Annotated in this window: 12 protein-coding genes; 9 read left to right on the forward strand and 3 right to left on the reverse strand. The window is 53.3% G+C overall.

Features of this window, described 5'->3' with window-relative positions:
* Positions 1–44: 44 nt before the first annotated feature.
* The 3 genes from ABIE10_RS07770 to ABIE10_RS07780 form a co-directional block, all read right to left on the reverse strand.
* Complete coding sequence (locus ABIE10_RS07770; protein WP_141874979.1) at positions 45–965, reverse strand: Rpn family recombination-promoting nuclease/putative transposase; 921 nt, start codon at positions 963–965, stop codon at positions 45–47.
* 161 nt (positions 966–1126) lie between these two features.
* A complete protein-coding gene (gene phrB / locus ABIE10_RS07775; protein WP_259686028.1) occupies positions 1127–2545 on the reverse strand; it encodes a deoxyribodipyrimidine photo-lyase in 1419 nt (472 codons plus the stop codon).
* Positions 2546–2669: 124 nt separating this feature from the next.
* The gene (locus tag ABIE10_RS07780) at positions 2670–2876 is read right to left on the reverse strand and encodes a YbfA family protein (RefSeq protein ID WP_003022870.1); all 207 of its coding nucleotides are present in this window, start codon (positions 2874–2876) and stop codon (positions 2670–2672) included.
* A gap of 308 nt (positions 2877–3184) precedes the next feature.
* On the opposite strand from ABIE10_RS07780, the gene kdpF reads away from it, so the two are divergent.
* The 9 genes from kdpF (at position 3185) to potE (ending at position 15120) form a co-directional block, all read left to right on the forward strand.
* The gene (gene kdpF, locus ABIE10_RS07785) at positions 3185–3274 is read left to right on the forward strand and encodes a K(+)-transporting ATPase subunit F (protein ID WP_001670793.1); all 90 of its coding nucleotides are present in this window, start codon (positions 3185–3187) and stop codon (positions 3272–3274) included.
* Positions 3274–4953 carry a potassium-transporting ATPase subunit KdpA gene (kdpA, locus tag ABIE10_RS07790; protein WP_200051419.1) on the forward strand — a complete coding sequence of 560 codons (1680 nt, stop codon included), beginning with the start codon at positions 3274–3276 and terminating at the stop codon, positions 4951–4953. The genes kdpF and kdpA overlap by 1 nt, the downstream gene beginning before the upstream one ends.
* A 20-nt stretch (positions 4954–4973) precedes the next feature.
* Positions 4974–7022 carry a potassium-transporting ATPase subunit KdpB gene (gene kdpB / locus ABIE10_RS07795; protein ID WP_101699821.1) on the forward strand — a complete coding sequence of 683 codons (2049 nt, stop codon included), beginning with the start codon at positions 4974–4976 and terminating at the stop codon, positions 7020–7022.
* 8 nt (positions 7023–7030) lie between these two features.
* The gene (gene kdpC, locus ABIE10_RS07800) at positions 7031–7597 is read left to right on the forward strand and encodes a potassium-transporting ATPase subunit KdpC (RefSeq protein ID WP_046274706.1); all 567 of its coding nucleotides are present in this window, start codon (positions 7031–7033) and stop codon (positions 7595–7597) included.
* Positions 7598–7607: 10 nt separating this feature from the next.
* Positions 7608–10292: a two-component system sensor histidine kinase KdpD gene (gene kdpD / locus ABIE10_RS07805; protein WP_047359485.1), complete on the forward strand. Its 2685-nt coding sequence runs from the start codon at positions 7608–7610 to the stop codon at positions 10290–10292.
* A complete protein-coding gene (kdpE, locus tag ABIE10_RS07810; protein WP_016152265.1) occupies positions 10289–10966 on the forward strand; it encodes a two-component system response regulator KdpE in 678 nt (225 codons plus the stop codon). Before kdpD ends, kdpE begins: the two co-directional genes overlap by 4 nt.
* Before the next feature lie 278 nt (positions 10967–11244).
* A complete protein-coding gene (gene speFL, locus ABIE10_RS07815) occupies positions 11245–11349 on the forward strand; it encodes a leader peptide SpeFL (protein ID WP_114149115.1) in 105 nt (34 codons plus the stop codon).
* 256 nt (positions 11350–11605) lie between these two features.
* Positions 11606–13804 carry an ornithine decarboxylase SpeF gene (gene speF, locus ABIE10_RS07820; protein ID WP_429155212.1) on the forward strand — a complete coding sequence of 733 codons (2199 nt, stop codon included), beginning with the start codon at positions 11606–11608 and terminating at the stop codon, positions 13802–13804.
* Positions 13801–15120 (forward strand): putrescine-ornithine antiporter, encoded by a 1320-nt coding sequence (gene potE, locus ABIE10_RS07825; protein ID WP_016155987.1) that lies wholly within the window; start codon positions 13801–13803, stop codon positions 15118–15120. Before speF ends, potE begins: the two co-directional genes overlap by 4 nt.
* Positions 15121–15130 lie beyond the last annotated feature (10 nt).

Here is a 15130-nt window from a genome sequence, read left to right on the forward strand (position 1 = left end):
CAGGCCCGATGATGTAATAAGATTCGGGCCTGTTTTTCTGGAGATTATGCATGGTTTACAGCCAAATCCGCTTCTGAAACACCGGTCACCAGTTTTACCATTTCGCGTTCTATTCCCTGTTCCAACATGGTTTGCGCTATACGTAATGCCGCTTCTTGTTTTCCTTGTTGTAGTCCTTGTTGTAGACCTTCCTGTAATCCATCTAACCGTAACCGCTCTGCAATAGTCATCAGCCTCTCCTTGTGTTGGGGGATCCGTTGTGCCATCTCTTGCATAAACTCATTAAAGCGAGATTCATCGCCAGATTGTAGAATGTAATTAAACATCGCTTGTAATTGCGTGTCATTAGCGCATCCAGTAAGTAGCAGCGTGGTCAGTTGCTCTACCAGCCCCATCAAATCCCGCCGACGGATATGTTTTTGCATTAATTCCAGAAGCGCCATTCGCCTGTGAGCCATGATCTCATCATCGGGTACTACCGTTATGTCCACCAACGGAAATGCGCTGGAATAAAGTTGTCTTGCCGCCACGGAGTCGGCAAAGGCATCCAGCCAGCACAACGAGTACGGATAGGGGCTTCGGCAGCCATGATAAAACAGCATCGGTATCACCAGCGGCAGTTCCTTATGCCCTGCGTCCAGATGGCGCTGCATCGCCGCCATCGCATAACGCAACAGACGAAAAGCCATATGCGGCTCGGCTGAACTTTGATGCTCTAAAACCACATAGACATAACCGTCGCCGTCGCGTGTGTGCAAAGACCAGAGCACGTCGGAGTAGCGCGAACGTAAATCCGCTTCAATAAAGCTTTCTGACTCCAGCTTCAGCGAATTCAAATCGCAAAGCGTCCGCAGTTCAGCTGGCAGGTGAATGTCGAGAAAATCCCGCGCAGTTTCGGGATGATGTAAAAACGTTTTAAACACCGCATCGTGCGGTGTGGATGTCGTTGGCGTTGGCGTTGTCATTAATTTCCGTCATCTGAATGAAGATGACAGAAATTTACTGCTGAGGGAAAACTTATGCAGCAGGGTATTCACGGTACTGAGAGCACGTTTCAGCGCTAAAAGCTCCCGGCTGCAACATGTTCATTCTGCTGGAAGGCATTACGCAAAAATCGGTCACATACTTATCCCTTGCGCGCCGCCTCATAGGCCGCCAGCGTCGCCAGTCTTGCCTGTTTATGATCGACAATCGGACGAGGATAGTTAAGCGTAACCTGCGCTTTTTCAGCCCACGTCCACGGATCATGAATGGCTTTACCCGGCACATCGCGCAGTTCCGGCAGCCACTGGCGGATAAACTCGCCGTCGCGATCAAATTTTTCGCCCTGAGTCGTGGGGTTAAAGATACGGAAATACGGTGCGGCGTCGGTCCCGGTTGAGGCCGCCCACTGCCAGCCGCCGTTATTGGCCGCCAGATCGCCATCGATCAGTTGCGACATAAAATATTGCTCGCCTTTACGCCAGTCGATCAGTAGATCTTTCACTAAAAAACTGGCCGTAATCATGCGTAATCGATTATGCATCCAGCCCGTGGCGTTGAGCTGACGCATCGCCGCATCAACAATCGGGTATCCCGTGTTCCCTGTTTGCCAGGCTTGCAAATGTGCAGGATTATTCTGCCATTGCACGCGATCGGTCCAACGGATAAACGGTTGATGCCGACACAGCGCCGGATGGTAAGTCATCAGATGACGATAAAATTCACGCCAGATAAGTTCGTTCAGCCAGACGCTGCCTTCCCCTCCTTCAAGCGCCTGCGGCTGCTCCGCGAGCAGTCGATTCAGGCACTGGCGCGGCGACAATCCCCCTGTCGCCAGGCTCGCGGATAATCGACTGGTACCGTCAACCGCGGGGAAATCACGCCGTTGCTCATATTCTCTCGCGGCCTGCTGGCAAAACTGGCGTAATTGCGCGATAGCCAGTTTTTCTTCTGCCACAAACCGCTGCGTATCAAAATCTTGCTGCGGATAGCTCAGCGTTATTGATGTTAACGGAGCGTCAAGAGCGCCGCTTTCTCTCACCTTCGGCGCACTAACGCATTCTGGAACACCCTCTTTAATCCGCTTCAGCCAGGCATTTTTAAACGGTGTAAAGACTTTATACATTTCGTGATTGCCGGTCATGACCGCCCCCGGAGGCAAGATCACGCTATCGTCAAACCCTTCACACACCACATGGGGTAGTACCTTCTCAACGGCGACATCACGCTGACGTTCGTTTATTTCGTATTGATAGTTATAAAACAATCGGCTGACGCTATGCTGTGCGCAGACGTTTTTGACGGTTTCCACGCTGGTCGCAAAATCTGCAACCTCATCAAACAGAAGCGGGATGCCTTTTTCCGCCAGCGCCGTCTGCAACGCATTCAACTGCGCACTCACAAATGCCGCCTGACGTGGGGCCATTTCGTGCGCCTTCCACTGCTCAGGAGTAGAGATATATAGCGCGATGACCTGCGCAGTACGATCCCGACAAGCCGCCGCCAGCGCGAGGTTGTCATGCAGACGTAAATCACGTCGAAACCAGACCAGATGGGTGGTCATAATACTCCCGGATATAAATTAATCATTGCCACTCGTTATCTATTACACCGACAAGTGTAGACGTCGGCGCATAAAAAAAACCGCCACATTACTGTGAGCGGTTTTCTTGAGCAAGAACGATAACTTAGTAGAAATCGCAGGTGGCTTTTTCAGCCTGCTCCATCCACACCGGTTTATCACTGGTTTTAGACCAGACGCGGTGCAGGTAGCTGTAAAAACGAGCGCGGTCTTTCCAGAACAGCATGACCGGTAGCGCCAGCACGCCCGCCACTACGGCAAAGGTACGGCGCAAGAAAACAATGTGTGCTGGATATTCTTTATAAAAGTCCATAATCCTCTCCCATATATCTGTTCGGTGAATAGCACCGGAAAAATAAACTTGGTTAACTGATGAAAATAATACCGCCTTGTGTGTAATTTTGCTACTCATCCGACCACTTATTTTTATCTATTGATGCTCCGTTTAGCTTAAAACTGTAATTAAGTTACATAAAAGTTAAATTAATACTAACCATTAGTTAAATAATGGTTTTTGCCATTTTTATACTTTTTTTACACCCCACCCGCTGATTTTTGCGAAATCTTTGCAAGCAAAAACCTACGCTCTGGTTATCACATTTATGCCACTGGAGGTGCACTGTGAGTGCAGGCGTGATAACCGGCATTGTGCTGGTCTTTTTATTATTAGGTTACCTGGTCTATGCCCTGATCAATGCGGAGGCGTTCTGATGGCGGCCCAAGGATTTTTACTCATTGCCAGTTTCTTGCTGGTGCTATTTGTCATCGCCAGACCGTTGGGATTTGGGCTGGCTCGACTGATCAACAATACGCCCCTGCCGGGTCTGGTTGGCGCGGAGCATTTACTCTGGCGCGGTCTGGGCATCTCGCAGCAGGAGATGAACTGGCGGCAGTATCTGCTGGCTATCCTCGCTCTCAATGCGCTGGGCCTGCTGGTCCTGTTTTCGATGCTGATGGCGCAAAACCTGCTACCGTTAAATCCCCAGCAACTGCCAGGGCTTTCGTGGGATCTGGCGCTCAACACGGCGGTGAGTTTTGTCACTAATACCAACTGGCAATCCTATGCTGGCGAAACCACCTTAAGCTATTTCAGCCAGATGGCCGGGTTGACCGTGCAGAATTTCCTGTCTGCGGCGACCGGAATTGCGGTGATTTTTGCCCTGACCCGCGCTTTCACACGCCAGAGTATGAACACGCTGGGCAACGCCTGGGTCGATCTGGTTCGCATTACGCTGTGGATCCTCGTCCCTATTGCGTTGATCATTGCCCTGTTCTTCATTCAGCAAGGTACGTTGCAAAACATATTGCCTTATCAGCCCATCACCACCCTTGAAGGGGTGAAACAGCTGCTGCCAATGGGGCCAGTCGCCTCACAGGAAGCGATTAAGATGCTCGGCACTAACGGAGGGGGATTCTTTAACGCTAACTCATCGCATCCGTTTGAAAACCCAACCGCACTGACCAATCTGGTACAGATGCTGGCTATTTTCTTAATTCCCACCGCGCTGTGTTTTGCCTTTGGTGATGTAGTGGGCGATCGTCGTCAGGGGCGGACCTTACTGTGGGCCATGTCACTGATTTTTGTGGTCTGCGTTGCCGTCGTGATGTGGGCCGAAGTTCAGGGCAACCCGCACCTGATGGCATTCGGTGCCGACAGCAATATCAACATGGAGGGCAAGGAGAGCCGCTTTGGCGTGCTGGCCACGAGTCTCTTTTCCGTCGTCACCACAGCAGCATCCTGCGGGGCTGTCGATGCGATGCATGACTCCTTTACCGCACTGGGCGGCATGGTACCTATGTGGCTGATGCAGATTGGTGAAGTGGTCTTCGGCGGTGTGGGTTCAGGTCTGTACGGCATGCTGCTGTTCGTGCTGCTGGCGGTATTTATCGCCGGGTTAATGATTGGCCGTACGCCGGAGTATCTGGGTAAGAAAATCGACGTGCGCGAAATGAAAATGACCGCGCTGGCGATTCTGGTCACCCCTACGCTGGTCCTGCTCGGTACAGCGATCGCCATGATGAGCGATGCCGGGCGCAGCGCCATGCTTAATCCAGGTCCTCACGGCTTTAGTGAAGTCCTGTATGCCGTGTCGTCTGCCTCGAACAACAACGGTAGCGCCTTTGCCGGATTAAGCGCCAATAGCCCGTTCTGGAACTGCCTGCTGGCCCTGTGCATGTTCTTCGGTCGCTTCGGCGTGATCATCCCCGTGATGGCTATTGCCGGGTCGCTGGTTAGTAAAAAGATCCAGCCAGCAAGCCCAGGCACGCTACCTACCCACGGCGCGCTGTTTGTCGGGTTGTTAATCGGTACGGTGTTACTGGTTGGCGCTCTCACCTTTGTTCCTGCCCTGGCGCTTGGCCCGGTCGCAGAATACCTGTCATTACACTGAGTGATGCGGAGCACATTACTATGAGTCGCAAGCAACTGGCGCTGTTCGAACCCTCTCTGGTCGCACAGGCGCTGATGGACGCCGTGAAAAAATTAAGCCCACATACCCAGTGGCGTAACCCGGTGATGTTTATCGTCTGGCTGGGCAGTTTGTTAACGACCCTGTTAACGGTGGCGATGGCAACAGGTCATATGCAGGGCAGCCCGTGGTTTACCGGCGCGATAAGCCTGTGGCTGTGGATTACCGTTCTGTTCGCCAACTTCGCTGAGGCGCTGGCGGAAGGTCGCAGTAAAGCTCAGGCTAATAGCCTAAAGGGAGTCAAAAAAACCGCCTTTGCCCGTAAACTTCGCGAACCCAAATACGGCGCGGCAATGGATCACGTTCCTGCCGATGATTTACGGAAAGGGGATATCGTGCTGGTGGAAGCTGGCGATATTATCCCGTGTGACGGCGAGGTCATTGAAGGTGGCGCATCAGTAGATGAAAGTGCCATTACCGGTGAATCCGCGCCTGTGATTCGTGAATCCGGTGGCGATTTCGCCTCCGTCACCGGCGGGACCCGCATCCTCTCCGACTGGCTGGTTATCGAATGCAGCGTAAACCCCGGTGAAACGTTCCTCGACCGGATGATCGCCATGGTTGAAGGCGCGCAGCGGCGTAAAACGCCCAATGAAATCGCCCTGACGATCCTGCTGATTGCCCTGACCATTATCTTTTTGCTGGCGACCGCCACGCTATGGCCGTTTTCCGCCTGGGGTGGTAGTGCGGTCAGCATCACGGTGCTGGTTGCCTTGCTTGTGTGTTTGATCCCTACAACGATAGGCGGACTGCTCTCAGCGATTGGCGTCGCCGGGATGAGCCGCATGCTGGGCGCGAATGTCATCGCTACCAGCGGACGTGCAGTAGAGGCGGCAGGTGACGTAGACGTACTGCTGCTGGATAAAACCGGCACCATTACGCTGGGTAACCGTCAGGCTTCGGATTTTCTGCCCGCCCACGGCGTGGACGAAAAAACGTTGGCCGACGCCGCACAGCTTTCATCGCTGGCCGATGAAACGCCGGAAGGCCGCAGCATCGTGATCCTGGCAAAACAGCGCTTTAATCTGCGTATTCGCGACGTGCAATCGCTGCATGCTACCTTTGTGCCGTTTACCGCCCAAAGCCGGATGAGCGGCATCAACATCGACAACCGAATGATCCGCAAAGGGTCGGTCGATGCCATTCGTCGGCACGTTGAAGCCAACGGCGGCCACTTTCCCGCCGATGTGGAGCAGAAGGTCGAAAGCGTCGCTCGCCTTGGCGCAACGCCGCTGGTGGTTGCCGAAGGCTCCCGCGTACTGGGCGTGATTGCGCTGAAAGATATTGTGAAAGGCGGAATCAAAGAACGTTTTGCTCAACTGCGCAAAATGGGGATTAAAACGGTGATGATCACCGGCGATAACCGCCTGACCGCTGCCGCGATCGCCGCTGAGGCCGGAGTGGATGACTTCTTAGCTGAAGCCACGCCGGAAGCCAAGCTGGCGCTGATTCGTCAGTATCAAGCGGAAGGTCGTCTGGTGGCGATGACCGGCGACGGAACCAATGACGCTCCTGCCCTGGCGCAGGCCGACGTTGCGGTCGCCATGAACTCTGGAACCCAGGCAGCGAAAGAAGCAGGTAACATGGTGGATCTCGACTCCAACCCCACCAAACTGATTGAAGTAGTGCACATTGGTAAACAAATGCTGATGACGCGCGGTTCGCTGACCACTTTCAGTATTGCCAACGACGTCGCGAAGTATTTCGCTATTATCCCGGCCGCCTTCGCCGCCACCTATCCGCAGCTCAATGCGCTGAACGTGATGGGACTGCATTCGCCAGACTCGGCGATCCTCAGCGCGGTTATCTTTAACGCGCTGGTTATCGTCTTTCTAATCCCGCTGGCGCTAAAAGGCGTGAGCTACAAACCTTTGTCCGCATCCGCGATGTTGCGCCGCAATTTGTGGATCTATGGTCTGGGCGGTTTGGTTGTGCCGTTTATCGGTATCAAAGCGATTGATTTACTGCTGACCCTGCTGGGTCTGGTGTGAGGTTTCAGATGAGTGGATTACGTCCTGCATTATCAACATTGATTTTCCTGATGCTTATCACCGGCGGGGCTTACCCGTTGCTAACTACTGCGCTGGGGCAGTGGTGGTTTCCCCACCAGGCTAACGGTTCGCTTCTTAGCGAAGGTCAGATCGTTCGCGGCTCTGAGCTCATCGGGCAACATTTTACCGCTGCCGGTTATTTTCAGGGGCGTCCGTCTGCCACAGCTGAAATGCCCTATAATCCAATGGCTTCAGGCGGCAGTAATCTGGCAGCCAGCAACCCGGAACTGGATAAACAGCTGCAAAGCCGGATTGCCGCACTGCGTGCCGCCAACCCGCAGGCCAGTCCTGCCGTCCCGGTAGAGCTGGTAACAGCTTCTTCCAGCGGGCTGGATAACAACCTGACGCCAGCCGCGGTGGCCTGGCAAATTCCCCGCGTGGCGCAGGCTCGCAACCTCAGCGTTGAAGAGGTTACGCGGTTGGTTGCACAATATACGCACAAGCCGTTGGTCAGTTTTATCGGTCAGCCGGTGGTGAACCTGGTGGAACTTAATTTAGCGCTGGATAAGCACTGAGAAAAAGGACATGCATAACGAACCCTTACGCCCCGACCCCGATCGCCTGCTGGAGCAGACCACGGCCCCGCACCGGGGAAAACTGAAAATTTTCTTCGGTGCCTGTGCTGGCGTCGGCAAAACCTGGGCCATGCTGGCAGAGGCCCAGCGACTGCGGGCGCAAGGGTTAGATGTGCTGATTGGCGTGGTGGAAACCCATGGACGCAAAGAGACCGCCGCGCTGTTGGACGGCCTCAGCATCCTGCCGCTAAAGCGACAGGCGCGTCACGGCCGCCATATCAATGAGTTCGATCTCGACGCGGCGCTGGCCCGCCGTCCGGCGCTCATTTTGATGGATGAACTGGCGCACAGTAATGCGCCAGGCTCACGGCATCCTAAGCGCTGGCAGGACATTGAAGAGCTGCTGGAAGCCGGGATTGATGTCTTTACTACCGTTAACGTGCAGCATCTGGAAAGTCTCAATGACGTGGTCAGCGGCGTTACCGGCATTCAGGTTCGTGAAACCGTACCCGACCCTTTTTTCGATGCTGCCGACGATGTGGTGCTGGTCGATCTCCCCCCCGACGATTTGCGCCAGCGCCTGAACGAAGGCAAGGTTTATATCGCCGGTCAGGCAGAAAGAGCAATCGAGCATTTCTTTCGCAAAGGTAATCTGATCGCGCTACGTGAACTGGCCCTGCGCCGCACGGCTGATCGGGTAGACGATCAGATGCGCGCCTGGCGAGGACGTCCGGGAGAGGAGAAAGTCTGGCATACCCGCGACGCTATTTTACTGTGCATTGGGCACAATACCGGCAGCGAAAAACTGGTACGCGCCGCCGCACGTCTGGCGGCGCGTCTCGGCAGCGTCTGGCATGCGGTGTATGTCGAAACGCCAGCGCTGCACCGACTGCCCGAAAAACAACGCCGCGCAATTTTAAGCGCTCTGCGGCTGGCTCAGGAGTTAGGCGCAGAAACAGCCACCCTTTCCGACCCCGCCGAAGACAAAGCGGTCATCCACTATGCCCGTGAGCATAATCTGGGAAAAATTGTGCTCGGGCGTCCGACTACGCGTCGCTGGTGGCGTAGCGATTCCTTTGCCGACAAACTCGCTCATCGCGCACCGGATCTCGACCTGATGATTGTTGCGCTCGATGAGCCCCCTTCACGCCCTGTGCTGCAAACGGCAGATAGTCGCACCTTTAAGGATAAATGGCGGGTACAAATTCAGGGTTGTGTGGTTGCCGTTGCGCTGTGCGCCATCATTACGCTAATCGCCATGCAGTGGCTAATGGCCTTTGACGCCGCCAACCTGGTGATGATCTATTTATTGGGTGTGGTGGTTATCGCACTCTTTTACGGACGCTGGCCGTCAGTGCTGGCAACCTTTATTAACGTCGCCAGCTTCGATCTCTTCTTTATTGCCCCACGCGGGACGCTGGCCGTTTCAGACGTTCAGTACCTGCTCACCTTTGCCGTAATGCTAACGGTAGGGCTGGTTATTGGTAATCTGACCGCCGGGGTGCGTTATCAGGCGCGGGTAGCGCGTTATCGTGAACAGCGTACGCGTCATTTGTATGAGATGTCGAAAGCGCTGGCCGTCGGTCGGAGTCAGACGGATATCGCCGCCACCAGTGAACAGTTTATCGCTTCAACGTTTCAGGCCCGCAGCCAGGTTTTACTACCCGGTGAGAACGGCAAGCTGGCCCCGCTCACCCATCAACAGGGCATGACGCCGTGGGATGACGCCATTGCCCAATGGAGCTTTGACAAAGGGCAACCGGCCGGTGCAGGCACCGACACGTTACCGGGCGTGCCGTATCAGATTTTACCGTTAAAAAGCGCCGATAAAACGCATGGGCTGCTGGTAGTCGAACCGGGAAATTTACGCCAGCTTATGATCCCCGAACAGCAACGCCTGCTGGAAACCTTCACTCTACTGGTAGCCAGTGCGCTGGAGCGCCTGACGCTGACCGCCAGCGAAGAGCAGGCCCGGTTTGCCAGCGAGCGCGAAAGCATTCGCAACGCCCTGCTCGCTGCTCTGTCCCACGATTTGCGCACGCCGTTGACGGTGTTGTTCGGTCAGGCGGAAATCTTAACACTGGATCTGGCCAGCGAGGGATCGCCGCACGCGCGCCAGGCCAGTGAGATTCGCCAGCACGTTCTGAATACTACCCGACTGGTTAATAACCTGCTGGATATGGCGCGAATTCAGTCTGGCGGCTTTAATCTTAAGAAGGAGTGGTTAACGCTGGAAGAGGTGGTCGGCAGCGCCCTGCAGATGCTGGAGCCCGGTCTCTCTGCCCCAATAAATCTGTCGTTACCTGAACCGTTAACACTGATTCACGTCGATGGTCCGCTCTTTGAACGGGTGCTGATTAATCTGCTGGAAAACGCCGTCAAATACGCGGGGCCACAGGCGCAAATCGGTATTGATGCCAGCGTCGATGGCGCACATCTGCAACTGGACGTCTGGGATAATGGGCCGGGTATTCCGTCGGGTATGGAACAGCGCGTTTTTGACAAATTTTCCCGGGGAAATAAAGAGTCATCGGTGCCCGGCGTTGGGCTGGGGCTGGCAATTTGTCAGGCTATTGTGGACGTGCACGGCGGTACTATTTCGGTCCACAATCGCGCGCAGGGAGGAGCCTGTTTTCGTGTTACACTGCCCCAGGAAATCCCCCCTGAACTTGAAGATTTTCATGAGGATATGTGACGAACGTACTGATTGTTGAAGATGAACATGCCATTCGCCGCTTTCTGCGCACCGCGCTGGAAGCCGATGGCCTGCGTGTATATGAAGCGGAAACGCTGCAACGTGGTCTGTTGGAAGCCGCCACGCGAAAACCCGATCTCATCATTCTCGATCTCGGCCTGCCGGACGGCGACGGCATTGATTTTATTCGCGACCTGCGACAATGGAGCGCGATTCCGGTGATTGTGCTTTCAGCCCGCAGTGAGGAAAGCGATAAAATTGCTGCGCTGGATGCCGGTGCCGATGACTATCTCAGTAAACCCTTTGGTATTGGCGAGCTACAGGCGAGATTGCGCGTGGCATTGCGTCGCCACGCCAGCGGTGCGTCTCCCGAACCGGTGGTACATTTTTCCAACGTCAAAGTGGATATTGCCGCGCGCCTCGTTCACCGTGGTGACGAGGAAATTCATTTGACGCCGATTGAGTTTCGTCTGTTAGCGGTTCTGCTAAATAATGCCGGGAAGGTACTGACGCAACGCCAGTTGTTAAATCAGGTTTGGGGACCAAACGCCGTCGAACACAGTCACTATCTACGTATTTATATGGGACACCTGCGCCAGAAGCTGGAACTGGACCCGGCCCGTCCGCGTCATTTTCTGACCGAAACCGGAATTGGCTATCGGTTTATGCCGTGAATTCTTATTCATTTTTTCTGATTAATTAATAAATATATTTTTCATTACTCATTCCACTGCATAATACTTATTATGCAGCCAGTAGAATATTGTAAAAAAATAATAAAATACAAATAAATAACATATAAACAACAAAACAGCATCTTGTCTCGCACTATGCATAAATGGCGACTAAATATTTTATAAACGATCGTTTTTTATTGATCTTCTTCACAGTTCATAGCCATTTCCTGGATAAAATACCCGCACCTTCCACTTATCCAGTAAAGGTAACTAAAATGGAAAATAATAGCCGTACAATGCCACATATAAGGCGAACAACGCATATTATGATGTTTGCCCACCGCAACAGTTTCGACTTTCATTTCTTTAATGCCCGTTAGTCTTCCGACTAAGGGCACTCAAGTATACAGGTATTCCTGACTCTCTGTATCGCAGGCTAACGCCTGTATCCGCAGTGCTCTCCCTGCATAACCCTGTATTACCTGTGACCGGACCGGTTAGGGTTTATTGCATCTTCAAAAAAGCAATTTACTGATTTATTTATCAGCGGTATGACTTTGCTTTTTTTTCCGGAGTTATCAATTTCTCATTTGAGAAATTGAGGACCTGCTATTACCTAAAAATAAAGAGATGAAAATGTCAGAATTAAAAATTGCCGTAAGCCGTTCCTGTCCTGATTGTTTTTCTACGCAGCGTTCTTGCGTAAATATCGATGAAAGTAATTTTATTGATGTTGCTGCTATCGTGTTATCCATCAATGATATTGAACGAGGAAAACTCGATGAAATTGACGCCACCGGCTATGGGATTCCTGTTTTTATCGCCACCGAAAATGAAGAACGTGTTCCATCTGAACATCTGCCGCGGATCTCAGGTGTATTCGAATGTAATGAAGCCCGTACCGCCTTTTATGGCCGGCAGTTAGAAACCGCCGCCAGCCATTATGAAACGCAGTTACGTCCGCCGTTCTTCCGTGCGCTTGTCGACTATGTCAATCAGGGTAACAGCGCCTTTGATTGTCCTGGTCATCAGGGAGGCGAGTTTTTCCGTCGCCATCCTGCGGGTAATCAGTTTGTCGAATATTTCGGCGAAACACTTTTCCGCTCCGATTTGTGTAATGCCGATGTCGCAATGGGTGATCTGCTGATTCACGAAGGCGCTCCCTGCATCGCACAACAGCACGCAGCTAAAGTTTTCAACGCGGATAAGACCTACTTTGTACTGAACGGGACCTCCTCATCGAACAAAGTGGTGCTTAACGCATTGCTCACCCCAGGCGATCTGGTGTTATTCGACCGCAACAACCACAAGTCAAACCACCACGGCGCGTTATTGCAGGCCGGGGCAACGCCGGTATATCTGGAAACCGCGCGTAACCCGTACGGCTTTATCGGCGGGATCGACGCGCACTGCTTTGAAGAAGGCTATCTACGTGAACAGGTGAGTGAAGTTGCGCCACAACGTTCGAAAGATGAGCGTCCATTCCGTCTGGCCGTGATTCAGTTAGGTACCTACGACGGCACAATCTATAACGCCCGTCAGGTGGTGGATAAGGTCGGTCATCTGTGCGACTACATCCTGTTTGACTCCGCGTGGGTTGGCTATGAGCAGTTTATTCCGATGATGGCCGATTGCTCTCCGCTGTTGCTGGATCTTAACGAAAATGACCCCGGCATTCTGGTCACCCAGTCAGTGCACAAACAACAGGCAGGCTTCTCTCAGACTTCGCAGATCCACAAAAAAGACAGCCATATTAAAGGCCAGTCTCGCTACGTGCCTCATAAACGAATGAATAACGCGTTCATGATGCACGCCTCCACCAGCCCGTTCTATCCGCTCTTTGCCGCACTGGACATCAACGCCAAAATGCATGAAGGCGTCAGCGGGCGCAACATGTGGATGGACTGCGTCGTCAACGGAATTGATACTCGTAAGTTGATCCTGGAAAACTGCCACCATATCCGCCCGTTCGTGCCGGAGATAGTAGAAGGTAAACCGTGGCAGGCTTATCCCACCGCTGAAATCGCCAGCGACCTGCGTTTCTTCCATTTTGTCCCCGGTGAACACTGGCATGCCTTTGAAGGGTATGCCGAACACCAGTACTTTGTGGATCCATGCAAATTGCTGCTCACCACTCCGGGTATTAATGCGCGTAACGGCGAATACGATACCTTCGGCGTTCCGGCTACCATTCTGGCTAACTTCCTGCGCGAAAATGGTGTGGTGCCCGAAAAATGCGACCTCAACTCCATCCTGTTCCTGCTGACCCCCGCAGAAGATATGGCGAAGTTGCAGCAGCTTGTCGCCCTGCTGGTACGTTTCGAAAAACTGCTGGAAGCCGATGCCCCGCTAGCCGAGGTTCTGCCTTCGATCTACAAGCAGCATGAAGCCCGTTACGCCGGTTACACCCTGCGCCAGCTGTGCCAGGAGATGCACGATTTGTATGCGCGTCACAACGTGAAGCAGCTCCAGAAAGAGATGTTCCGTAAGGCACATTTCCCGCGCGTTAGCATGAATCCGCAGGATGCCAATTATGCATATCTGCGTGGTGAAGTTGAACTGGTGCGTCTGCCGGACGCTGAAGGTCGCATCGCGGCAGAAGGCGCGCTGCCTTATCCTCCGGGCGTACTGTGTGTGGTTCCGGGTGAAATCTGGGGCGGTTCAGTATTACGTTACTTCAGCGCACTGGAAGAAGGAATCAATTTGCTACCGGGTTTTGCGCCTGAACTCCAGGGTGTCTACATCGAAGAACACGACGGTCGTAAACAGGTGTGGTGCTACGTGATTAAGCAACAAAGCGCGCAACACGCTCTGTTGAAAGGGGAAATGTTATGAGCAAAGCCAAATCCAACAAAATGGGCGTCGTCCAGCTCACTATCCTGACCATGGTTAATATGATGGGATCCGGAATCATCATGTTGCCCACCAAGCTTGCGGAAGTCGGTACTATCTCGATCATCTCGTGGCTGGTGACTGCTGTCGGTTCAATGGCGCTGGCCTGGGCCTTCGCAAAATGCGGTATGTTCAGCCGTAAATCCGGTGGTATGGGGGGTTACGCTGAATACGCCTTTGGCAAATCCGGTAACTTTATGGCGAACTACACTTATGGCGTTTCGCTGTTAATCGCCAACGTGGCTATCGCCATCTCCGCCGTTGGCTACGGTACCGAGCTGTTTGGCGCCACACTGACACCGGTGCAGATTGGCCTGGCAACCATTGGTGTACTGTGGATCTGTACCGTGGCTAACTTTGGCGGGGCGCGCATTACCGGGCAGATCAGCAGCATCACCGTTTGGGGCGTCATTATTCCGGTTGTCGGTCTGTGTATCATCGGCTGGTTCTGGTTCAGTCCGACGCTGTACGCTAACTCCTGGAATCCACACCACGTCCCGTTCTTCACGGCTGTCGGTTCTTCCATTGCGATGACCTTGTGGGCTTTTCTGGGTCTGGAATCGGCCTGCGCCAACGCTGAAGTGGTAGACAACCCGGAACGCAACGTGCCCATCGCCGTATTGGGCGGTACGCTGGGCGCGGCGGTGATTTACATCATCTCCACCAACGTGATAGCCGGGATTGTGCCGAATATGGATCTGGCTAACTCTACAGCACCGTTCGGTTTAGCCTTCGCACAAATGTTCACCCCAGAAGTCGGTAAGGTGATCATGGCGCTGATGGTGATGTCCTGCTGCGGTTCACTGCTGGGCTGGCAATTCACTATCGCTCAGGTATTCAAATCGTCGGCTGATGGGGGTTACTTCCCTAAAATCTTCTCCCGCGTGACCAAAGTAGATGCGCCGGTTCAGGGGATGCTGGCAATCGTGATCATCCAGAGTGGTTTATCACTGATGACTATCAGCCCGTCACTGAACAGTCAGTTTAACGTGCTGGTCAACCTGGCGGTGGTGACGAACATCATTCCGTATATTCTGTCGATGGCCGCGCTGGTAATTATTCAAAAAATGGCGAATGTTCCGTCGTCAAAAGCGAAACCGGCGAACTTCGTGGCGTTTGTTGGCGCATTGTACAGCTTCTATGCGCTCTACTCCTCTGGCGAAGAAGCAATGCTTTATGGTTCTATCGTGACCTTCCTCGGCTGGACGCTGTATGGCCTGGTATCACCGCGTTTTGAACTGAAAAATAAGCATAGTTAAATCCTGGCAT

It is taken from the genome of Citrobacter sp. 506, from assembly GCF_050434985.1.
Taxonomy (GTDB): Bacteria; Pseudomonadota; Gammaproteobacteria; order Enterobacterales; family Enterobacteriaceae; genus Citrobacter; species Citrobacter braakii.

Bases quoted from the DNA above. Each gene is read 5' to 3' on its own strand.
- ABIE10_RS07770 (WP_141874979.1), bottom strand. From the start codon at position 965: ATGACAACGCCAACGCCAACGACATCCACACCGCACGATGCGGTGTTT.
- phrB (WP_259686028.1), bottom strand. From the start codon at position 2,545: ATGACCACCCATCTGGTCTGGTTTCGACGTGATTTACGTCTGCATGAC.
- ABIE10_RS07780 (WP_003022870.1), bottom strand. From the start codon at position 2,876: ATGGACTTTTATAAAGAATATCCAGCACACATTGTTTTCTTGCGCCGT.
- kdpA (WP_200051419.1), top strand. From the start codon at position 3,274: ATGGCGGCCCAAGGATTTTTACTCATTGCCAGTTTCTTGCTGGTGCTA.
- kdpB (WP_101699821.1), top strand. From the start codon at position 4,974: ATGAGTCGCAAGCAACTGGCGCTGTTCGAACCCTCTCTGGTCGCACAG.
- kdpC (WP_046274706.1), top strand. From the start codon at position 7,031: ATGAGTGGATTACGTCCTGCATTATCAACATTGATTTTCCTGATGCTT.
- kdpD (WP_047359485.1), top strand. From the start codon at position 7,608: ATGCATAACGAACCCTTACGCCCCGACCCCGATCGCCTGCTGGAGCAG.
- speFL (WP_114149115.1), top strand. From the start codon at position 11,245: ATGGAAAATAATAGCCGTACAATGCCACATATAAGGCGAACAACGCAT.
- speF (WP_429155212.1), top strand. From the start codon at position 11,606: ATGTCAGAATTAAAAATTGCCGTAAGCCGTTCCTGTCCTGATTGTTTT.
- potE (WP_016155987.1), top strand. From the start codon at position 13,801: ATGAGCAAAGCCAAATCCAACAAAATGGGCGTCGTCCAGCTCACTATC.